At 43.7% G+C, this 20,740-nt stretch carries 20 protein-coding genes; 17 read left to right on the top strand and 3 right to left on the bottom strand.

Going from position 1 to position 20,740, the window contains the following annotated elements; all coding sequences use genetic code 11:
- Positions 1-2 precede the first annotated feature (2 nt).
- Positions 3-1,178: a putative lipid II flippase FtsW gene (gene ftsW / locus MHB63_03040; protein MEK3805563.1), complete on the bottom strand. Its 1,176-nt coding sequence runs from the start codon at positions 1,176-1,178 to the stop codon at positions 3-5.
- Positions 1,179-1,472: 294 nt separating this feature from the next.
- On the opposite strand from ftsW, the gene MHB63_03035 reads away from it, so the two are divergent.
- The 9 genes from MHB63_03035 to MHB63_02995 all read left to right on the top strand — a co-directional run bounded on the left by MHB63_03035 (position 1,473) and on the right by MHB63_02995 (position 9,109).
- Positions 1,473-3,062: a long-chain-fatty-acid--CoA ligase gene (locus MHB63_03035; protein ID MEK3805562.1), complete on the top strand. Its 1,590-nt coding sequence runs from the start codon at positions 1,473-1,475 to the stop codon at positions 3,060-3,062.
- Positions 3,063-3,109: 47 nt separating this feature from the next.
- On the top strand, positions 3,110-3,859 hold the full coding sequence (locus MHB63_03030) for a hypothetical protein (GenBank protein MEK3805561.1): 750 nt from the start codon (positions 3,110-3,112) through the stop codon (positions 3,857-3,859).
- Positions 3,859-4,491 carry an NUDIX domain-containing protein gene (locus tag MHB63_03025; GenBank protein MEK3805560.1) on the top strand — a complete coding sequence of 211 codons (633 nt, stop codon included), beginning with the start codon at positions 3,859-3,861 and terminating at the stop codon, positions 4,489-4,491. Before MHB63_03030 ends, MHB63_03025 begins: the two co-directional genes overlap by 1 nt.
- A 49-nt stretch (positions 4,492-4,540) precedes the next feature.
- The gene (locus MHB63_03020) at positions 4,541-4,741 is read left to right on the top strand and encodes a hypothetical protein (GenBank protein MEK3805559.1); all 201 of its coding nucleotides are present in this window, start codon (positions 4,541-4,543) and stop codon (positions 4,739-4,741) included.
- A 41-nt stretch (positions 4,742-4,782) separates the two neighbouring features.
- A complete protein-coding gene (locus MHB63_03015) occupies positions 4,783-5,937 on the top strand; it encodes an FtsW/RodA/SpoVE family cell cycle protein (GenBank protein ID MEK3805558.1) in 1,155 nt (384 codons plus the stop codon).
- A gap of 20 nt (positions 5,938-5,957) precedes the next feature.
- Entirely contained in the window at positions 5,958-6,353 is a 396-nt protein-coding gene (locus MHB63_03010) for a hypothetical protein (protein ID MEK3805557.1), read from the top strand.
- 256 nt (positions 6,354-6,609) lie between these two features.
- Positions 6,610-7,260, top strand: a complete 651-nt coding sequence (gene sigH / locus MHB63_03005; GenBank protein ID MEK3805556.1) for an RNA polymerase sporulation sigma factor SigH — start codon at positions 6,610-6,612, stop codon at positions 7,258-7,260.
- A 226-nt stretch (positions 7,261-7,486) separates the two neighbouring features.
- Entirely contained in the window at positions 7,487-8,335 is an 849-nt protein-coding gene (locus MHB63_03000; GenBank protein MEK3805555.1) for a VOC family protein, read from the top strand.
- Between the two features lie 273 nt (positions 8,336-8,608).
- Positions 8,609-9,109 carry a DoxX family protein gene (locus MHB63_02995; GenBank protein MEK3805554.1) on the top strand — a complete coding sequence of 167 codons (501 nt, stop codon included), beginning with the start codon at positions 8,609-8,611 and terminating at the stop codon, positions 9,107-9,109.
- A 354-nt stretch (positions 9,110-9,463) separates the two neighbouring features.
- Here MHB63_02995 and MHB63_02990 read toward each other — a convergent pair whose 3' ends face one another.
- Positions 9,464-9,952: a DinB family protein gene (locus tag MHB63_02990; GenBank protein MEK3805553.1), complete on the bottom strand. Its 489-nt coding sequence runs from the start codon at positions 9,950-9,952 to the stop codon at positions 9,464-9,466.
- A 227-nt stretch (positions 9,953-10,179) separates the two neighbouring features.
- Between MHB63_02990 and MHB63_02985 the strand changes: the two genes are divergently transcribed.
- The 3 genes from MHB63_02985 to MHB63_02975 all read left to right on the top strand — a co-directional run bounded on the left by MHB63_02985 (position 10,180) and on the right by MHB63_02975 (position 13,039).
- The gene (locus MHB63_02985) at positions 10,180-11,199 is read left to right on the top strand and encodes a fatty acid desaturase (protein MEK3805552.1); all 1,020 of its coding nucleotides are present in this window, start codon (positions 10,180-10,182) and stop codon (positions 11,197-11,199) included.
- Between the two features lie 119 nt (positions 11,200-11,318).
- The gene (locus MHB63_02980; GenBank protein MEK3805551.1) at positions 11,319-12,443 is read left to right on the top strand and encodes a sensor histidine kinase; all 1,125 of its coding nucleotides are present in this window, start codon (positions 11,319-11,321) and stop codon (positions 12,441-12,443) included.
- Entirely contained in the window at positions 12,440-13,039 is a 600-nt protein-coding gene (locus tag MHB63_02975) for a response regulator transcription factor (protein MEK3805550.1), read from the top strand. Before MHB63_02980 ends, MHB63_02975 begins: the two co-directional genes overlap by 4 nt.
- Before the next feature lie 646 nt (positions 13,040-13,685).
- On the opposite strand, the gene MHB63_02970 is transcribed toward MHB63_02975, so the two are convergent.
- A complete protein-coding gene (locus MHB63_02970; GenBank protein MEK3805549.1) occupies positions 13,686-14,171 on the bottom strand; it encodes a DinB family protein in 486 nt (161 codons plus the stop codon).
- 127 nt (positions 14,172-14,298) lie between these two features.
- On the opposite strand from MHB63_02970, the gene MHB63_02965 reads away from it, so the two are divergent.
- The 5 genes from MHB63_02965 (at position 14,299) to MHB63_02945 (ending at position 20,662) form a co-directional block, all read left to right on the top strand.
- The gene (locus MHB63_02965) at positions 14,299-15,030 is read left to right on the top strand and encodes a GNAT family N-acetyltransferase (protein MEK3805548.1); all 732 of its coding nucleotides are present in this window, start codon (positions 14,299-14,301) and stop codon (positions 15,028-15,030) included.
- Positions 15,031-15,133: 103 nt separating this feature from the next.
- A complete protein-coding gene (locus MHB63_02960) occupies positions 15,134-15,673 on the top strand; it encodes a DinB family protein (protein MEK3805547.1) in 540 nt (179 codons plus the stop codon).
- Between the two features lie 98 nt (positions 15,674-15,771).
- On the top strand, positions 15,772-17,631 hold the full coding sequence (locus MHB63_02955) for a histidine kinase (GenBank protein MEK3805546.1): 1,860 nt from the start codon (positions 15,772-15,774) through the stop codon (positions 17,629-17,631).
- A 16-nt stretch (positions 17,632-17,647) separates the two neighbouring features.
- Positions 17,648-19,189 (top strand): response regulator, encoded by a 1,542-nt coding sequence (locus tag MHB63_02950; GenBank protein MEK3805545.1) that lies wholly within the window; start codon positions 17,648-17,650, stop codon positions 19,187-19,189.
- A gap of 120 nt (positions 19,190-19,309) precedes the next feature.
- Complete coding sequence (locus tag MHB63_02945) at positions 19,310-20,662, top strand: extracellular solute-binding protein (GenBank protein MEK3805544.1); 1,353 nt, start codon at positions 19,310-19,312, stop codon at positions 20,660-20,662.
- Positions 20,663-20,740: the final 78 nt, after the last annotated feature.

The raw sequence follows: 20,740 nt of genomic DNA, 5'->3' as shown, positions 1-20,740 counted from the left end.
GGTTAAGCTGCCGCTTTATTCTCTTTTTGGTACGTCTCCTTAAATGTATTCATCATGGAAATATTCACAAGCATTCCGGCAGCTATGCAAAGCAGAATAAGGGATGAACCCCCATAGCTGACAAAAGGCAGAGTCACGCCGGTTATCGGCAGAAGCCCTGCAACGGCACCGAGGTTAATGACAGACTGAATGCCAATCATAGAAGAAATGCCGATGGCAAGCAGCGAACCGAATGGATCTTTGCACGATCTGCTTATGAAAAATCCTTTTAAAACAATAAAAGCAAGAAGTCCAATAACGATCAGGACCCCTGTTATCCCTAACTCTTCACTGATGACCGCCATGATGAAGTCAGTATGGCTTTCTGGGAGATACCCGTATTTTTGAATGCTGTTTCCTAGACCAAGCCCCGCAACACCTCCGCTGCTGATGGCAAAATAGGAGCTGACAAGCTGATAGCCGGAATCGGCCATATTTTCAAAAGGATCCATAAACCCAGTAAACCTTGAGATCCTCTCGGGTGAAAACACGTCTGCCAGTTTATCCGACACAAATAAAAGCAAAAGGCCGAGACCTGCAGCCGCAATGGAAAATACAAATAGTCTTATAAAACTCCTAAGCGTCATTCCCGAGCACAGAAGAACAATGAATGCGTTCAGCAGAAGGATCAGAGCCGTCCCGAAATCAGGCTGAATCAGGATAAGCACAAATACAATTACGACAAAAATGACGGGAGGCAGAATGGCATGACCGAAATCATCCATGTACCGCTGTTTTTTAGCAAGCAGGGCTGACAGGTAAATGATGACCCACATCTTGGCAAATTCAGCAGGCTGAATGGCCATTCCTCCAAGCTTGATCCAGCTCTGGGCATTGCCGGCCGTATGGCCGAAAACAAAAACAACGAGCAAAGACCCGATGGTCCCATAAAATAAAAGTTTGATGATCCTTTTCTGAAGAAACAGCTTATATGGCAAGAGTGCAATGACAATAAACGCCGCTATTCCGATCAAAAGGGACAGACTCTGCTTTTGAAAGAAATAGCTGCTCGTTACCTCGTACCGCAGGATGGATGTAATCATACTTGAGCTGTATACCATGACAAGGCCGAAAGCACTCAGAGCAAATACAGCGGCAATCAAAGAATAATCGTAGGATTTTAAAATTCTGATGAACATGGTGCAGCTCCTTAAGGTTTCATAATGACCAAGATTGTATACCCATAAACGTCTCTAAAATAACATGTTTATAAAAAAACTTATCCTTCTTTTGTATCGGCACGGAGGGACGGCATTTTAGGAAATTGTGTGGAGTGAAATCAATTTGAAAGGAATTTTTGTGATATTAGTCAGGATGATGGATTTTCTTTCGATTTTGATTGAGGCTGAACCCTTGTTATATAACACATTTTAGTACTTGTGGTATACTAGCAGTGTAAAATAGTGAATATTTAGACAAAGGGGATGCGGACGATGAAGGTGCCTTTGCTGCTGACAGATTTTTTGGATCGGGCTGTAAAGCTATATGGGGAGAAGACAGCCATCATTGATGATGGGAAAGAATTTACATATGCACAGGTTGGAGAAAGGGTAAACCGGCTTTCACGGGGACTTGCAGATTTAGGGGTGCAAAAAGGGGACCGTGTGGCGTATCTTGCGCCGAATTCATCTGAGATGTATGAGGGTTTTTATGGAGTCCTTCAGCTTGGGGCTGTGATGGTGCCTCTGAATACACGGCTGATTCCGGATGATTATGTGTACATTTTAAATCACAGTGAAACAAAAGTATTATTTGTTGATCAAGAATTATATGCTCAAATAGAGCCGGTGCGGGACCAATTGAAAACGGTTAAATCCATTCTTGTCCACGGGCTTGAAACGGGGAATGACGATACGTTTGCTTATGAGGAATGGCTCAGTTACTACGAAAGCAGTGATATCGGCCGTCCGGAAATGGATGAAGAGGACCTCGCCACTCTTTTATATACAAGCGGAACGACCGGCAAACCTAAAGGTGTCATGCTGACTCACCGCAGTAATTACCTGCATGCGCTGACCTCTATGCATCATCTAAGAGTATCTGACAGAGATGTGCTGCTGCACGTGCTCCCGATGTTTCATGTAAACGGGTGGGGATCTCCTTTTTACTACACGGCAAATGGGGCAGTACAGGTTTGCCTGCGGAAAGTACAGCCTGCAGACATCTTTAAAAAGATCAATGCCTATGGTGTAACGGTCATGCATATGGCACCGACGGTCTTAAACAGTCTTTTGCAATATGCAGATGCCCATGGCTATGAAAAACCGCGGCAGGAAATGAGAATTGTTGTCGCAGGCTCTGCCCCTCCTCCTGCTTTTGTCAAAAGAGTGGAAGAAGAGATGCAGTGGGAATTTATCCAGGTGTATGGCATGACTGAGGCTTCCCCTCTCATTACGACGTCCATCATCCGGGATACTCAAAAGCACTTGGAGCCTGAAGCAAAATACCGTTTAAAAGCAAAAGCAGGCTATTCGTTTATAGGCAGTGACGTGCGTGTTTTCACCGAAACCGGTGAAGAAGTGCAGCACAATGGCCGCGTGATCGGGGAAGTGGCAGTCCGCGGAAACGGCGTTATGGAAGGGTACTGGAACAACCCGGAAGGAACGGCGGAAGTCATCCGGGACGGCTGGTATTTTACAGGGGATATGGCAGTGGTTGATGAAGAAGGAAATATTGAAATTGCCGACAGGAAAAAAGATATTATTATAAGCGGAGGCGAAAACATTTCGTCGATTGAAGTTGAAGGAGTCTTATATGATCATCCTGCAGTGCAGGAAGCTGCCGTTATCTCCGTGCCTCACGAAAAGTGGGGAGAAACGCCGCTTGCCATCGTCGTCATTAAAGAAGGGCTTCTCACAAGTGAAGAAGAACTGATTGCCTTCTCACGCAGCAAACTGGCTCACTTCAAGGCTCCTACAAGAGTCATATTTGCAGACGAGCTGCCTAAAACCGCCTCAGGAAAAATTCAAAAAGTGCATCTGAGGAAGGAATTTTGGAGAGAAAAAGAGAAATTTGTCAATTGAGACATCCAAGAACCAGGGCAGCCTGGTTCTTTTTTAGGAGGGAAAAAATGAAAGCACCGAACGAAATCATACAAGTATGGAGAAAATTTGACGATTTTCCGATGGAAACACTCACCAAGGTCTGGCACCACAGGAGAGCAGGCCGGAAAAAACAGCGATCCCTTTCAGAGATGAAAGAGCACAGGGAGCAGTACGGCATCTCAGGCAATTGCTTTGATTTGTCCATCTGGCTTCTTGATGAATTCGACAGGGCGGGAGTTGAAGCGTATCCGATTGGCCTGGACCACGGTGCGGTTATAGCACGCGATCAAAATGGAAGACGCTTCCTGTGTGATCTCGGGGATCAGTGGCTCATGCCGATTTTAATAGACACGGATGACGAACAGTTTACAAATGCACGATTGAAAGAGTATTTTCCGGGTGCAGAAATCTCAGCGGAGCCTGCGGGTGAAGGGGTCAAGGTCACCTACCACCGCCCGAACGGAAAACACTCATCCCAGATCTATCAGACGGCACCGCTTGATCGGAATGAGTTTCTTGCTGCAGCCGAGCATTCCCAAAATACCATTCACCCTAAGCCGCTCGTTGAGACACGCGTGCAGCTGCCTGGAGAAACCGCACACTGGGAGTTTTATGACTGGAGGAGCTTCTTAAGCACAAACTCCGGTCTGGTGCATGACAGGGATGCAGATTCGCTGGAAGAATGGGCAGACAGAATTTGCGGGAAAACCGGATATGATGAGGCATTCGTGATAGAGGCCCTCTCAATCTATGAAAAAATGACAGGAGAAAAATGATGGAACAGGAACTGCTTCGCATATTCAATGAGAAAAGAGAGCCCATCGGTACGGCACCGCGGGAAGAAATACATAGAAAAGGCTATTGGCATGAAACCTTTCACTGCTGGTTTGCTGGGGAAGAGAAAGAGAAAATCTTTCTTTATTTTCAGCTTCGAAGTGCAAATAAAAAAGATTATCCTGACATGCTCGATATTACAGCCGCCGGACATTTGCTGGCAGATGAATCTGTAAAGGACGGCATTAGAGAGGTCGAGGAAGAGATCGGTGTCAGTCTGATGTTTTCAGAGCTGAAATTACTGGATATCATTGATTATTCTGTAACTAGAGGTGAACTCCGCGACAATGAAATTGCCCATGTCTTTCTGTATTCGTTTCATGGAACAAGCTCTGACTTTGTTCTGCAGAAAGAAGAAGTATCAGGGATTTACAGAACAGAACTGGCCGCATTTAAAGAGCTGATTGAAGGAGTCAGAAAAGAAATTGTCATGGAGGGATTTGAAGAGAATCCGGATGAGAGCAGGAACGATAGACAGCTGACAGCAGGAATGGAACGATTTGTTCCTCATGAAGATTCATATTATAAGAGCGTTTTAGCGCTGATTGAGCAAAAAATGGCTGGTGTTCTTTGAAACTTTTTATCTTGAATGTTCGTATGTAATGATAGGGAGGTGTATGAAAATGATTCCAATGTGGGCTGTCATATTAAGTGTAGTAGTTCCAGCCATTCCGGTGTTTTATTTTGGCAGAAAAGTAATGGACCAGCTCTATGATGTGAAGCCGGTTATATGCCCGGGCTGCGGAACTGCCATAGCTCAGACTGGGAATTTTATAAATGCACCCGGTAAAAGAGACTGCGGTAAGTGCGGTACGTCGTACTGACAGAATCGAAACAGCTCTGCATGCGAAAGGATTTGCAAAGTATGGAGAAAAACGAACATCCTTTTGATTTTAGTCTTGTCTTTATCATTTTCCTGTTTTCCATCATCAGTTTTATCTCAATCAGCACGGCTCAGGAATTTGGGCAGTATAACGAAAATTTCCTCATGAAACAGATTGCGTGGTATATAGTCGGATGCATCATCATTTTAACAGTGATGTATTTTGATATGGAGCAAATACAGCGGATTCAATGGTTTGCCTATGGTTTTGCGATGCTCCTTTTACTCTTTCTTATTGTGGCGCCGGAATCTATTGCAAGGCCGGTCAATGGGGCGAAAAGCTGGTTTCAGATAGCAGGCAGCGTTTCGCTCCAGCCCTCAGAACTGTCGAAGATTGCTTTGATACTTACCCTCAGCCATCTCATTTCAACTCATCATGAAAAAGTGGTATTCAGCGACTGGAAGAGCGATCTGCAGCTGTTTGGAAAAATGCTGCTGGCAACGTTTGCCCTTATTGCCATCATCATGCAGCAGCCTGATTTGGGAACATCGCTTGTCCTGCTGGCTATTTTCAGCGGAATGATGCTCGTTTCGGGCATCACATGGAAACTGATTGTCCCCATCTTTCTGTTCATGCTCTCAGCCGGAAGTTTGATCATCTATCTCATCGTCTTTCAGCCGGAAATGCTCAGCATCATCGGTGTCAGGCAGTATCAGTTGGGCAGAATTTATGCCTGGCTTGATCCTGAGACATTCAGGGACGGAGAAGGCTATCACCTGTATCAATCCATGCTTGCCATTGGATCGGGATTGATTACGGGCAAAGAAGCGGGGCTTGGAAATGTCCATCTCCCTGAGGGGCACACTGATTTTATTTTCAGTGTCATTGGCGAAAAATACGGCTTTGCCGGTGCAAGCTTTGTGATCAGCCTCTATTTTCTGCTGATCTACAGGATTGTCAGTTTATCGCTGGATGTCAAAGATCCGTTTTCCTCCTACGTTTGTACAGGAGTCATTTCCATGATTGCGTTTCACGTTTTTCAGAATGCGGGAATGACAATCGGACTTTTGCCGATCACAGGGATACCGCTGCCGTTCATCAGTTACGGCGGAAGCTCGATGATCAGCAACATGCTCGCAATCGGACTTGTGTTCAGCATCAGCTTCCGCAATAAGAAATATTTTTTTGATTCGTAGATCGGGAAAAGAGGTTCGTTATGAAAATCGTCCTGGGTATCATGAAGATCTTTATTTTCATGGTTCTTTTCTGTATGCTGCTGTTTTCAGGCTTTATGGCGTATGAATCAGTTTCTCTTGGAGATCACTTTGGAAGTGTGTTTTTCTCCATAATCGCCATATGCTGCATGTATTTTCTCGGCATGCTGATGGAGAAATCAACCTTTGATGACGGTTTAGGCATTTGGGATATTTGGGCTTCCATTGCTTTTATTCTTTTTGTTCTACTTGGCGGACTTGTGTATCACGGAATAAATGCAGCCGGAAAAAACATGTACTGGCTGCTCTTTCCCGGCCGCAAGCCACAGCCTTCTAAACGGAGAATGAGTCAGACAATGCCTTACAGAAACAAAAGAAAAAATCGTTCATTCAAGTGAAAATTTCACAAAATACACTCTCTAAACCTCTTTCGTATACAAAATAGCGACATTTCATCCTTTTGTTCAGCACCATTCGACAGCTTTTTTATCAATTCTTGCCTTGTTTTCTATTTTTATGGCTCCCGCTGTAAACAAGAGTCGATAACTTTGAATATCTTTAAGGTTCTATCTGGGTTATTATAATCATACTCATTGTTGCTAGTTTTTGGATAGGGACCACCATCATCATCACGAAGTCTGCGGAGGGATCTGTATGAGTGTTACATTAGAAGCGAGGAAAATTGAGAATTATGCTGACTTGCCAGATGAAGTATTGCTTGAGCTCGTTCAAAAAGGAGATTCAGAATCGACCGACTTTTTAATCAGCAAATACCGCAATTTCGTCCGTGCAAAAGCGAGCCGCTACTTTTTAATCGGCGGTGAAAGAGAGGATATTGTGCAGGAAGGCATGATCGGCCTCTATAAAGCAATCCGTGATTTTAAAGTGGACAAGCAGGCATCATTCAAGGCTTTTGCAGAATTGTGCATTACAAGACAAATCATTACAGCAATCAAAACAGCGACGCGTCAGAAGCACACCCCTCTAAATTCCTATGTCTCTTTGTACAAGCCCCTGTTTGAAGATGATAACCATACGCTGCTCGATGTGATTCCCGGAACAAAAACAATGGATCCGGCTGCCCTAATCATCAATCAGGAAAAAGCGCTGGATATCGAAATGAAAATGGCTGAAATGCTAAGTGATCTTGAACGAAAAGTGCTCGCCCTCTATATGGACGGACAATCATATGTTGAAATTTCAGAAGAGTTGAACAAGCATGTCAAATCCATTGACAATGCTCTGCAGCGGGTGAAAAGAAAGCTTGAAAGATACATGGAAATGCGTGATTACAGCCTTGTATAAAACAGCTATAATAGCAGGTAATTCTGGGGGCATGACTTTAACCGGTGATGCTTTTATTTTTTGCAGATTAACTCTGACCGCTACAAATGGAAAAGGAGAATAATGGATGGAAAGATAGAGATCTGCGTATAGCGCAGGTCTTTTTAAATGGAATAAGTAATTGACTTTAAAAGCTTACTAAAATATAATTACTTACATAAAGTAAGTTAAATTAAGGAGGTTTAACATGGGCTTTCATCATGCGCCAAATACGTATACAGGAGAAGTAAGAATAAAAGTAAAGGATCTAAAGCGTTCTTTAGCATTTTACAAAGAAGTCATCGGGTTTAACGTGCAAAATGAAACAGAACACACAGCAGAACTTACAGCTGATGGAAAAAACGTGCTTCTTTCAATCGAGCAGCGTCCAAACATTGCTCCCAAACAGCAAGGAACCACGGGCCTTTATCATTTTGCCCTGCTTCTTCCTGATCGTTCAGACCTTGGAAGAGTGCTGCAGCACCTGGTAAACTTGAATATTCCGCTTGGTGCTTCGGATCATCAAGTGAGCGAGGCTCTGTACTTAAATGATCCGGACGGAAACGGCATTGAAATCTATTCAGACCGTGACGCTTCCAAATGGATTTGGCAAGGCAGCCAGGTGGCAATGACAACAGAAACACTTGATGCGCAAGATGTGCTCGCAGAAGCGAAGGGTGAACTGTGGCTTTCTTTGCCTGAAAATACAGTGATGGGGCACGTTCATCTGCATGTATCCTCCTTAAAAGAAACGGAAGCGTTTTATGATCAGGGCCTTGGATTTAAGACCGTTGCCAGGTACGGAAGACAGGCCATGTTTATGTCCACAGGCGGCTACCATCACCACCTCGGCCTGAATACTTGGGCAGGCGAAGGAGCACCTGCACCAGATTCTCAAAGTGCCGGCCTGGAGTGGTTTACACTCATCTATCCTGATGCTGATGCACTTGAACAGGCTGTTGCACGGTTAAAGAATATGGGTGCGAAAACGTTTATTGAAGATGGCACTGTGATGACTGCTGATCCTTCAGGAAACCGGATCAGATTAACATATTGATGTGATAACCTTGACGGCTGGGCTGTTGAGGTTTTTTTGCTGTGGGGGATGGAGTATCTGACTGGGAGACTTGAATGGTCTGAGCTGTCTAAATAAAAAATATTTTGAACACTTTGTGAAAGCGGTTGAATAGTTGATAGTGCAGGAGTATAGTAAGAGTAAGGAAAGTTAGTGAAAAACTTCACAAACTTTCCGGAGTACAACCAGCTGGCAGGGCTCATATATTTTTTTAATTACTTATGTGAAACTTTTCACAAATAGGAGATGGAAATGATGGCTTGGTTAAGAGAACCGAAAATGGCAATCGTTTGGACCGTTCTTCGCATTTGGCTGGGCGTTCAGTGGCTCGAAGCAGGAATAGCGAAAATAGCAGGAGGCTTTGATGCCACAGGCTATTTGCAAGGTGCTATTGCAAAAGCAGGCGGCGAGCACCCGGCTGTTCAAGGATGGTACGCTACATTTCTCAAGCACGCGGCGCTCCCGAATGCCGACCTTATTAACATTCTTGTTCCATGGGGAGAATTACTGGTCGGAATAGGCTTGATCATCGGACTTGCAACACTTCCGGCATTGCTTGCCGGAGCGTTTATGAATCTCAACTTCATGCTGGCAGGCACGACAAGCACCAATCCGGTCCTCTACACAGCAGCCTTTCTCCTGATTGCGGCTGGTGCTGCAGCCTGGTTTTACGGATTAGACAGACTGGTATGGCCTTATTTTAAAAAAAAATTTAAAGATAAAAAAAGGACCAGAAAACATGCAGCTGTTCATTGAAGATGGATGCTGGAAAGGTATTTAGGAAGTGGTGCCAGAAATGGTGATCGGGACAGAGAAAAGTGGCTTCACTATGGCGAGTGCTGCCACAAATGATGATCGGGAACAGAGAAAAGTGGTAGCACTGAGGGGAGTGTCGCCAGAAATGGTGGCCGGAAACAGAGAAAAGTGGCGTCACTAAGGGGAGTTGCGCCAGAAATGGTGGCCGGAAACAGAGAAAAGTGGCGTCGCTAAGGCGAGTGGCGCCACAAATCCCGCATCGATACAGCATTAATAGAAAAAATCCGAACAAATTCCTTATTTAAAAAGGAATGCAGTTCGGATTTATTTGGTTAAACTATCCATTGTACTTGTTTAAAGGGAAGGGATATTCATTCCAGCCCATTCTTCCTTTGATGGTCCGTACGCGCCGTAAACAGGGAGCCCGGCCTGACGCATCAGCACGGTCAGCTGTCCGCGGTGGTGAATTTCATGCTTGAGGAAGAGGGACAGTGTCAGTCCGTTTTGCCACTCGTAGCCAAACACTTCATTTGTTTCCTGAAGTTTTTCGTCGTCCCATTTGCTGACAGCTTCAATGACTGAATCTGCACCGATCCGGTACTGTTCTGCGATGTCAGAAGCGCTTACAGGCACCTCGCTGCTTTCTGGATTTTTAATGCTCAGCCCCATCGGTTTGAACATGGAATCGTTTGGCACAAGGTGCCATGCGAGTTCCCCGAGTGTCCGGTAACCGGGAGCCGTTTCCTGTTTTAAACAATCATCTGTCAGGGCATCAAGCAATTTTTTAGTCAAGACCGACTCATTTTTGTAATCTGCGAGAAAATTTTCTACGGTAACAAACATCATCATCTCTCCGTTTCAATTAGTATTTTTCAGAACGTATGTGCTGTTTCGTAAACTAATTCTCCGCAGAATCTTTCTTTTCCTCCTAAAAAATATAAAAAATATAAAAGTGTGGAAAAACCTATATGACATTTATCATGTATGGTCTATGACACATATGTCTGCACAGACGTTTGAAACCCCTTTATAATTTGAAGTACCTTATTTGAGAAGGGAATCAATAAACTATGAGCAAAGAATTACAGAAAAACTTACGTAAACAAGTAGCTCCATATGAAAAAGCCAATACGAAAGCAAGCATCATGCAGATGATCAACACACTCGGACCCTTTTTTATTCTATGGATCCTGGCTTATCAGAGCCTGCAGATTTCTTATGTCCTCACGCTTGCCTTTACGACAGTAGCCGCCTTTTTTCTGACGCGGATTTTTATCATTTTCCATGACTGCTGTCATCACTCGTTTTTTAAAAGCAGAAAAGCAAACAAATTTGTTGGAACCATAACTGGCGTTTTAACTCTATTTCCTTACAGCCAGTGGCAGCACGATCATTCCATCCACCACGGAACAAGCGGAAATCTGGACAAACGCGGAACCGGTGATATTTGGGTTTTAACAGTGGATGAGTATCTTGCTGAGCCGGTGTGGCGCAGAATTGCTTACCGTTTATACCGCAATCCTCTCGTTATGTTCGGCCTCGGACCTACCTATGTATTTCTTTTGAAAAATCGTTTTAATAAAAAAGGCGCGAGACGCAGCGAGCGTTTAAATACCTATCTTACAAATGTTCTGATTGCCGCAGCAGTTGCTGTGCTGTGTTTGACAATCGGCTGGGAAGCATTTTTGCTTGTCCAGGCACCGCTGTTTTTGATCTCAGGATCGCTTGGAGTATGGCTGTTCTACGTGCAGCATACATTTGAAGATTCTTATTTTGAAGAAGACGAAAACTGGGATTATGTGAAAGCGGCAGTTGAGGGAAGTTCTTTTTATAAGCTTCCAAAGCCTCTTCAATGGCTGACAGGAAACATCGGCTACCACCATGTTCACCATTTAAGCCCGAGAGTCCCTAACTACAACCTGGAAAAAGCTCATGTAAACACGGAGCCGCTTCAAAACATCCCGACCATCACCCTTAAAACAAGCCTTCAGTCTCTGAAGTTCCGTTTATGGGATGAGCAGGGGAAGAAGTTTGTCGGCTACAAAGAAATCCGTGCTTACGCAAAAGTGAGAAGAAGTCAGACTGTATAAATGAAAATGGCATGCAGCCAGTAGGCTGCATGTATTTTCTTATGAAGTCAGATAACAAATATATTGCGGGAGCTTCCGCTTTTCTTGTGATAAAATAGGTAAAAAAAGGAGTTTCCATCATGCTGAAGAAATACATTAACAACGGAATATCTCCTTATATCTGGGCCGTCCTCAGCATATTGCCGTTTTATTTTATCCTGCAGTCTTCATCGACAGCTGAAATTGCAGTGGGTATATCGCTGACCATCTTGTTTTTTATTATTTTCCGCCTCGCCTTTATTTCAAAAGGTTGGCCTGTCTATCTTTGGAGCTGCCTCTTAATGGCCATCTCCTTCACATCGATGTACTTGTTTACCTATATTTATTTTTCTTTTTATATCGCCTATCAAATTGGCAATATAAGAGACAGGGTTGCTTTTATCACGCTTTATGTCGTTCATCTTGTCGTGACAACTGCAGCCATAAATTTCAGCCTGATTTTAAAAGAATTCTCCTTCCTGCAGCAGCTTCCGTTTATTATCATTACATGCATCAGCGTCATTCTTCTTCCATTTAATATTTATAATAAAAAGGAAAGAGGCCAGCTTGAGGAAAAACTTGAAGATGCGAACAAGAAAATTTCGGAGCTTGTAAAGCTTGAAGAACGTCAGCGGATAGCGCGCGACCTGCATGATACGCTTGGCCAGAAGCTCTCGCTGATCGGCTTGAAAAGCGACCTTGCCAGAAAACTTGTGTACAAGGATCCTGAAAAAGCGAGAGAAGAGCTGAAAGACGTACAGGCGACTGCCAGAACCGCTCTTAATGAAGTCAGAAAAATGGTTTCTCAAATGAGGGGCATCCGGCTGAAAGAAGAAATGGTCCGGGTTAAGCAAATTTTAATGGCTGCCGAGATTGACTTTAAGATTGAACAGAATGCGGCACTTTCCAATGTGACGCTTCTCACTGAAAATATATTGAGCATGTGTCTGAAAGAAGCTGTAAACAATGTCGTCAGGCACAGCGGGGCAAAAACGTGCTATTTCAAAGTGGAGCAAACGTGGGACGGGATTATCATGACCGTCAGAGACGACGGAAAAGGCGCCATCACTGAAGGTGATTTTACAAAGGGCAACGGTCTGAACGGCATGAAAGAACGGCTTGAGTTTGTAAACGGAAGTCTTGATATTCAGTCTGAAAATGGGACCGTTCTTATTATAAAAGTGCCGAATGATGTGAAACAAAAGGAGAAGGAGGATCTCATATGATCCGGATTGTAATTGCAGAAGACCAGCAAATGCTGCTCGGTGCTCTAGGATCGCTTTTGAATCTTGAAGATGATATGGAGGTCGTTGGAAAAGCAAATAACGGGGAAGATGCAGTCTCATTAGTAAGAAAACTTAAGCCGGATGTATGCATTACAGACATCGAAATGCCTGGAATGAACGGTCTTGAGGCTGCTGAGGCACTTAAAGAAGATGCATGCAAAGTCATTATTCTGACGACCTTTTCACGAACCGGGTATTTTCAGCGGGCGATTAAAGCCGGCGTCAGTGCATACCTCCTGAAGGACAGCCCGAGCGAGGAACTTGCAAACTCCATCCGCAGCGTCATGGAAGGCAGAAGAATTTATGCTCCGGAACTGATGGATGACGTCTACAGTGAAGAAAATCCGCTGACAGAGCGGGAAAAAGAGGTACTGGAACTAGTTGCTGACGGAATGAATACGAAAGAAATTGCAGAAGAACTCAGCATCAAAGCCGGCACCGTCAGAAACTACATTTCCACCATCTTTGAAAAACTCGAAGTCAAAAACAGGATTGAAGCCATTTCTCAGTCGAAGGAAAAGGGATGGTTTAAATAAACGTGAAAAACCTTGAGAACCGGGAATTTAGGGGCTTGAGGTTTTTTGTTTTGGCAGCGGGCAAAGTGTTGCAGATAAGCACACTTTTCCGGTGAGCAGTAAACCTGGGATAAGAGCACTTTACACATGAGCCGGAAACCTGAAAGTGTTATAAACCTGGGATAAGAGCACTTTACACTTGAGCCGGAATTCTAAAAATGTTGTTAACCCGAGCTAAGAACACTTTCCACGTGATCAGGCATCCCGAAAATGTCACAGACCCGAGCTAAGAACACTTTCCCCGTGATCAGACATCCCAAAAATGTCGCAAACGCATGTTAAGAACACTTTCCCTCTGACCAGGCATCCCGAAAATGTCGCAAACCCAGTTTAAGAACACTTTCCCCGTGATCAGGCATCCCGAAAATGTCGCAAACCCAGTTTAAGAACACTTTCCCCGTGAAAAGGCATCCCGAAAATGTCGCAAACGCAGGTTAAGGATACTTTCCCCCTGATCAGGCATCCCGAAAATGTCACAAACGCAGGTTAAGAACACTTTCCCCGTGAAAAGGCATCCCGAAAATGTCGCAAACGCAGGTTAAGAACACTTTCCCCATAAGCGGGAATCCCCCAAGTGTCATAAAAGTCCGCCAAAAAAAGCAGCCGGTCAAACGGATGCTTCTTCTCTTTTAATCGCTTTATGGATCTGCTTAATCGTTTCAAGGTGCATGGCTTCGTGGAAGAAGCTGAACAAAAAGGTTTCTCCTACTGTATAGAACGTAATGCCTGCACTGTTCGTGAACGGTTGTTTTAGATCTTCATGATAGTGCTCCGGGATGAATGCTTTAATGCGGTTTGTCTGGTCCTGCAGAACGGCCCTGATTTCACTCAAGGGTGGAACGTGCTCTCCCCAGTCGGCAGGAGATGTTCCTGCACTGAACAAATCCTTGTATTCGGCGGGAAGCTCAGGTGTTCCGCCTGAAATGCCGAAGACGATTTTCTCCTGAACAAAGGCAATGTGGCCGAGATTCCAGCGGATATTGTTGCTAAAGCCTTGCGGAATGACATCTGCGCGCTCTTCTTTTATTTTTCCAAGGGTATTCAGCGTAATATCCCTTACCGTTTCCATATGTTTAATCATAATCTGATCCACGTTAATCCCTCCTCACGTTCTTCAATTCTAGGTTTATTCTCTATTTCCTTCCTGTTCATGAAAAAGGAATTTTCGGGGGTGATACAGAATACTTTTAGTGAAAATATTTATACACCGGAGGATTTACATGCTTACAGAGAAACAATTAAAGGAAATAAAAGAGCTGCAGTCAGAATGCGAGGAGCTTGACGGCATTCAGTTAAAGCTAAACTGGGATATGCTGCAAACCGGAGAGAATGAGCATCTTCTTCACTATGAAAATGGCATTCTTGCCGCTTTCCTCGGAATTTATGGATTTGGCAGCAAAGCAGAGCTGTGCGGGATGGTGAAGCCTTCTTTCCGCAGAAGAGGTATTTTTACTCGCATGCTGAATCAGGCTCTCACTCGATGCAAAGATACATATAGAGAGATTCTCTTAAACGCTCCGGCTGAATCCCGGGCTGCAAAGGAAATACTGAAAAAAATGCCTTGCACATATTCGATATCTGAATACCAGATGAAATGGGCTGAAACGCAGCTTGAAGAAGGAAATCTCGTCAATCTGAGGCCTTCTGATCCGGCAGATTTAAACCTTGAGACACAGCTTGATGTTCTCTGTTTTGGATTCCTTGAACACGAAGCAGGACCTTATAATCGTTCTCTTAAAAGAGAAGCAAATCAGGATTTTATCATCATTGAATATAAGGGGAAATCTGTTGGGAAACTGCGTGTCTCGCATTCTTCAGGAGAAGCGTGGATTTATGGCTTTGCCGTTCTGCCCGACTATCAGGGAAAAGGTATTGGGAGAGACACGCTGAAGAAAATTGTCTTAAAAGAAACAGGGGAAGGCTATCCTGTTTTTTCTGGAAGTGGAAGCTAAAAATGAACATGCTCTGAGACTCTATGAATCATGCGGATTCAAAGCGTTTCATGTCCAGGATTATTATCAGGTGCAATTTTAGAAAAAGAAAAGGATGAAGACGATGAACACTCGCCCAGAGCAAAATGAATTTCCGGTCTACTATACAGACTATATCGGACTTGTTCCGGAAGGTGATATTGAATATAACCTGAAACACCAAATTTCAGAGACGTTAAAGCAGCTGAATGATTTATCCGAAGAAGAAGGAACCTTCAAGTATGCCCCGGGAAAATGGAGCATCAAGGAAGTCATCGGCCATATAACGGATACTGAGAGGATCATGGCGTACCGCCTGCTGTCTATCGCAAGGGGGGAAGCTGCAGAGCTTCCGGGGTTTGATGAAAATGAGTATGTTGCAAAAGCTGATTTTAACAAGGTAAGCATGGATGATCTGCTGCAGAATCTTTTTGTTGTAAGAGAGGCCACTCTTCTCCTGTTTAAGACACTCGGTGATTCAGACTGGAAACGAACCGGCATTGCCTGCGGCCAAACTGTTTCTGTAAGAGCCATCGCCTATATCATCGCAGGTCATGAGCTTCATCACAGGAGGATTCTTGCTGAGAGATACTTGATTGGCCAGAGTGTTCCTAAATCCCTTTAATATGATTATTTTAAAACCGTGCCTATCAGGCGCGGTTTTTTTCAGAAAATAGGATCAATTCATCTGTCATTCTTTCGGAAAATTGGTACTATTAAATCATGAAGACTATCAATAATCCTCAAAATCGGACAAACACACTAACGGGAAAGGTTCGCAGCCTTTCCATTTTTCACAGGCTATTACTGGCTTTTTTTCTCGTCATTATCATTTTCAGCACGGTGATTATTACGGTTGTTTATGATGTTGTCGAAGACAGGATCTATGAAACAAATATCAATTATGTTTCGCAGAATGTTGAAGCCGTTAAAAGGCTGATCAATAAAGAACTTGATTCATACATGTCAGATGCAGCCGAGTTTGCTCAGGAGACTTCTGCCGCCTTAAAGGCAGCTGAAGCACTGGAGCCGGAATCGGAAGAATTTCGGGAAAAAGAAGCTGAAATCAATGATAAACTGTATTCTTTTTTTTCCAATCCTTATGTGAAAAATGCGCAAATTGTTACGAAGGAGAATGAATATGTTCAGCGCTCGATAGAGGGAGAGGAAAGAGGGGCGCGTCTTGCTGATGACGCACAATTTGCAGAATCACAAGTATACAAAAGGGGAACGTCCATCCCCTATCAGCCGGCCTTTCATAATACGATAAGGGAAACCGGCGTTTATTATACGGGCAAAAACATTTCTCTTGGAAACTATCTCACCATAACCACCCCTGTTCTTTCCGATTCAAAAGAATATCTTGGTCTGCTGATTTTAAATGTGGACATCTCATTTTTAACAGGATCGATGGATTTTAAAAAGCAGTTTAATCAGGATTTGTACATTGCGGATCAGAAAGGCATTATTTCATCGTTAAGCAATCATTATTCATTCCTCTATTATCCGGAAGAGATTTGGAAACGCATTTACTCAGAAGATGTCGGGGTTGCTGAATTTTCCCTTGAGAAGGGTAACAGGATTGCTGTTTATGACCAGCTCGGTGTAAGGGACTGGAAGGTGATCAGCCTGTTGAACGTTGACGACTTAATGGCGGATGCCCATACAATCAGAAACCGCATTCTCCTGCTTACTACGATAGCCCTGGTCCTGTCAGCCGGCATTTGTATTTTTGTCACCTCCACCATTTACAATCCTCTGAAAAAACTGGTCCAATCCATGAAAAGCTTTGGTGAGCACAATGTGGTGACGGTGTACGATGACCCGTATCAGGATGAAATCGGAAGTGCAGGAAGACAATTTCTCACTATGGTCAAGCAAGTGAACAGGGCTGTACAAAAAGAACTGGAAATCGAAAAGCTCCATCACAGCGAAAAAATGAAAAGAAAGGAAGCAGAGCTTAAAGCACTCCAGATGCAGATAAATCCTCATTTTATCTACAACACGCTTGATATTATCAGATGGAAAACAATGCGCCTGGAAAATGGAGCAGGTCCTGTAAGCAGTACAATCGGCGGGTTTGCCAAGCTTCTCAGATATAACATTTCAATAGAGGAAGGCCTGGTAAACGTCCATGAAGAGCTTGCGCACATTGAGCAGTATATCGGCATTCTTTCTCTGCTGCATGATACTGAAATCTCGCTTCAGAAAAAAATGGAGCCGGAGGAAGTTGCAAACTGGCACATCCCGAAATTTATTTTTCAGCCGATAGTTGAGAACGCTGTCATTCATGGGAAAATCCATCAATCCGAGAATGGAATAATCAATCTGATAATGAGAGAAGAGAAGGGTGCTCTCTATATTGAGTTCAGTAACAACGGCAAATCAATCACACGAGAAAGAGCAGAGCATATTCAAAATAAGCTCATGAAACCGGAACATGAAAAAGGGAGCATCGGCCTTGTAAACATTCATGACCGAATACGTCTGCTTTTCGGAGAGGAATACGGCATTAAAGTCAGCTTATCAAATGACGAAAAACTAAAAGTTTCAATCATGCTGCCCATTATTAAGAACAACTGAAAGAGGAGGAAGACGCATGCTGAAAGTAGTCATTGTCGATGATGACAAAATTGTGAGGGATGGCTTAAGAGAATTCGTTGACTGGAAAAGCATGGGGTTTGAAGCGGTTCAGACGCTTGCTTCTGCTGAAGATGCGCTTCATTTTCTTGAATCAAATGAAGCAGATGTGGTGCTGACTGACATCGTCATGGATGAAAAAAACGGAATTGATCTTGTCCGGGAATCGGCAAAACAGAATGAACAGCTAAAATTTGTGCTGCTGAGCGGACACGGAGAATTTAATTATGCGAAAGAAGCGTTTAAACTCGGAGTTTTTGATTATCTGACAAAACCGGTTCAATTTGATGAACTGCAGGAAACCTTTGAAAAACTAAGAGATGTTGTCACGAAAGAAAAGATGAACATGATTAATCATAAGCTTTACCGGAACGCACGGATCAGCCAGCTGCTGAATCAGCTTGTTTCCAATCATTATGATCTGACGCATTCAAAACTGGATGAAATGTCCCTGTTATTCGGAGGGAAGTCATTTACTGTCATCAGACTCTACATCACTAACCTGCATTCCATTTCTCTTTCCAAAGAAGAAATAGAAGCTTCCCTGCAGAAAATGATTTCAGCGCACCCTTATTGTTATCTTTTCAATAACAGACTGTCTGAACTTGCCATATTCGCCTCTTCAGACTCCAAAGACCGTATTATCCAAAAGCTTGCTGGTCATTTGGAGGAGCTTGATAAGAACTTCGGCGTGACAGTCTCCGCCGGAATAGGAAAAAGCTATGACTCTCTTGAAAAGATTGCTCAATCTTATAGAGAGGCAGGAGAAGCCATCACCTACAGGTACTATCTTGAAGATGAAAAATTCATAGATTATGAGGCAATGGAGAAGCAAAAGATGAATATCTATATGCCTGAAGAAGCAAAGGAAAAGATCATTGCCTTTTTAAATCACGGGGAATTCAGTGACCTTCAGGAGTATGTCAGGGGCATGATTGAAGAAAACGCCAGAATTAACAGCGAAGACAGGAGTATTTTTTACGATATCAGCATGGAGCTGTTAAGACTTGTCAGAGAGTTTCTTGAAAGCAGGTCTCACATTGATTCAATTACCGGTGAAATGGAACGGGAATTTATGTATACCGTTTTAAAGAAACAGACGGCAGGAGAGGTGATGGAGTACCTTGAATCCTTTATCAAAAAGCTTCATCAGTCTCTGCAGCGCTCACAAAATGATTCGTCTCATGCCATCATCCATCATGTGAAAAAATACATTCATGACCATTTCGGGGATGAACTCAGCCTGCAGAGGCTCGCAGAGGTTGTCTATGTTCATCCTGCGTATTTAAGTGCTTTGTTTAAAGATAAAACAGGTGAAAACATCCTGCACTACATCTCTAAAGTAAGAATGGAAAAGGCGAAAATTCTCTTAAAAGATTTGTCGCTCAGGATATACGATGTCAGCAGTTTAGTAGGCTATGAAAGTTCAAAGCACTTTTCAAAGGTGTTTAAACTGTTTACAGGAATGACGCCTAAGGAATACAGGAACAGCCTCTCCTGAAAATGTCCGCAGATGAACAACGTTAAAAATGAGGACCAAATCTTAATTTTGTGCCATTGTAAGCGCTTTCTCACCTTCTTATAATTGGAGTATCAACGTTTATAAGGGGTGGAATGGGGGATGAACGTATTGAAGAAAAAGGGGATCATCATGATTTTGGCCGCTGTACTATTGCTTGCAGCTGGCCTCGCCGGCTGTTCTAATGGAACGTCAGGATCAGCAGACAGCAAAAAAAGCAGCGGTAAAAACGGGGGATTTGAGCTTACATACTGGGTAGGTCCAGATGGTCTTGACGAGTACGAGCAGTCCGTTGTCGATGAGTACAATGAGCTTTATCCGGAGCATCCGATTAAACTGGTCACAATGCCTGAGGGCGAAGGCGGCGAGCTGATGGCGGCCATGATGTCCGGGACGGCTCCAGACGTATTGATTCTTGCATACGGAGAGATTGAAAAGTTTGCTTATGCAGGTGCGCTTCGTCCAATGGATGAGTTTTTTGACGGCTGGGACGACTACAAAAACATCAACAAGGACATGGTGGAGAAATTCAAGCTGAACGGCAGCCGTTATGCACTTCCTGCAGGAGAATATGCGATGGGCTTTTTCTACAATAAGAAAAACTTTGAAGCTGCAGGCATCACTCCTCCTGAATCCTGGACATGGGAAGATTTGATGAAAACGTCTGAAAAATTGACAAAACCTGAAGACGGGCAGTACGGGTTTGCTTTAAACTGGGGCCAATGGGCTGACTGGTGGTTTAATATGTTTGTATGGGGAGCCGGCGGGGATTTGACGAAAGCAGGTCCTGACGGCGAGCTGATTCCAACGTTTACAGATCCTGCCGTTATCAAAGCAGCACAGTTTTACCGTGATTTGAAAGAGAGCAAATCGATTCAGACTGATATGTCAAGCAAGCTTGATCAGCTTCAGCAGGACTTTGCTTCCGGCAAAGCGTCAATCATTTATCACGGCATTGATGATGTGAAGAAGTTTGTGCAGCTTGGCATGAACCCTGATGATTTCGGCGTTCTTCCTATTCCGGAAGGACCGGCGGGAGTAAACCCTACACAGGTAGGCGGCTCAGCTTATGTTATTCATTCAAAAGTGCCTGAGGAAAAAATTGACGCTTTGACAAAGTATTATGAACTTGCTTCAAGCAAAAAGTTCTATGAAGGAAAGATTGAATACTTCCAGGATCAGGGCTTCAGCTTAACGAATACCCTTCCTCGTACAGATATTGATACAGATAAGTATTTTGCAGATACAGCTCCGGATATTCTGCAGGCGATGGAAAACTCGTCAGCAAACGGAAAGTTATCATGCTACGGCTCATCGGTTGTATCGCAGTTTATTGACCAGGCCGTGCAGAAAATGTTTGTAGATACAGATCTCGACATCGAGAAAGTGTTTGCAGAAGCTGAAAAAGAAGCCAATAAACAGGCAATACCAGAGTACAACAAAACCATTAAGTAAAAGCACAGCCGGGCCGATCAGGTCCGGCTGTTTCGTTTTTTTTGCTGATTTGTATACCTTTAAAATGAGCACCAAATC

The organism is Bacillus sp. FSL H8-0547 (assembly GCA_038002745.1).
Taxonomy (GTDB): Bacteria; Bacillota; Bacilli; order Bacillales; family Bacillaceae; genus Bacillus_P.
This window is presented reverse-complemented; position numbering and strand designations above follow the sequence as displayed.

Bases quoted from the DNA above. Each gene is read 5' to 3' on its own strand.
- ftsW (MEK3805563.1), bottom strand. From the start codon at position 1,178: ATGTTCATCAGAATTTTAAAATCCTACGATTATTCTTTGATTGCCGCT.
- MHB63_03035 (MEK3805562.1), top strand. From the start codon at position 1,473: ATGAAGGTGCCTTTGCTGCTGACAGATTTTTTGGATCGGGCTGTAAAG.
- MHB63_03030 (MEK3805561.1), top strand. From the start codon at position 3,110: ATGAAAGCACCGAACGAAATCATACAAGTATGGAGAAAATTTGACGAT.
- MHB63_03025 (MEK3805560.1), top strand. From the start codon at position 3,859: ATGGAACAGGAACTGCTTCGCATATTCAATGAGAAAAGAGAGCCCATC.
- MHB63_03020 (MEK3805559.1), top strand. From the start codon at position 4,541: ATGATTCCAATGTGGGCTGTCATATTAAGTGTAGTAGTTCCAGCCATT.
- MHB63_03015 (MEK3805558.1), top strand. From the start codon at position 4,783: ATGGAGAAAAACGAACATCCTTTTGATTTTAGTCTTGTCTTTATCATT.
- MHB63_03010 (MEK3805557.1), top strand. From the start codon at position 5,958: ATGAAAATCGTCCTGGGTATCATGAAGATCTTTATTTTCATGGTTCTT.
- sigH (MEK3805556.1), top strand. From the start codon at position 6,610: ATGAGTGTTACATTAGAAGCGAGGAAAATTGAGAATTATGCTGACTTG.
- MHB63_03000 (MEK3805555.1), top strand. From the start codon at position 7,487: ATGGGCTTTCATCATGCGCCAAATACGTATACAGGAGAAGTAAGAATA.
- MHB63_02995 (MEK3805554.1), top strand. From the start codon at position 8,609: ATGGCTTGGTTAAGAGAACCGAAAATGGCAATCGTTTGGACCGTTCTT.
- MHB63_02990 (MEK3805553.1), bottom strand. From the start codon at position 9,952: ATGTTTGTTACCGTAGAAAATTTTCTCGCAGATTACAAAAATGAGTCG.
- MHB63_02985 (MEK3805552.1), top strand. From the start codon at position 10,180: ATGAGCAAAGAATTACAGAAAAACTTACGTAAACAAGTAGCTCCATAT.
- MHB63_02980 (MEK3805551.1), top strand. From the start codon at position 11,319: ATGCTGAAGAAATACATTAACAACGGAATATCTCCTTATATCTGGGCC.
- MHB63_02975 (MEK3805550.1), top strand. From the start codon at position 12,440: ATGATCCGGATTGTAATTGCAGAAGACCAGCAAATGCTGCTCGGTGCT.
- MHB63_02965 (MEK3805548.1), top strand. From the start codon at position 14,299: ATGCTTACAGAGAAACAATTAAAGGAAATAAAAGAGCTGCAGTCAGAA.
- MHB63_02960 (MEK3805547.1), top strand. From the start codon at position 15,134: ATGAACACTCGCCCAGAGCAAAATGAATTTCCGGTCTACTATACAGAC.
- MHB63_02955 (MEK3805546.1), top strand. From the start codon at position 15,772: ATGAAGACTATCAATAATCCTCAAAATCGGACAAACACACTAACGGGA.
- MHB63_02950 (MEK3805545.1), top strand. From the start codon at position 17,648: ATGCTGAAAGTAGTCATTGTCGATGATGACAAAATTGTGAGGGATGGC.
- MHB63_02945 (MEK3805544.1), top strand. From the start codon at position 19,310: ATGAACGTATTGAAGAAAAAGGGGATCATCATGATTTTGGCCGCTGTA.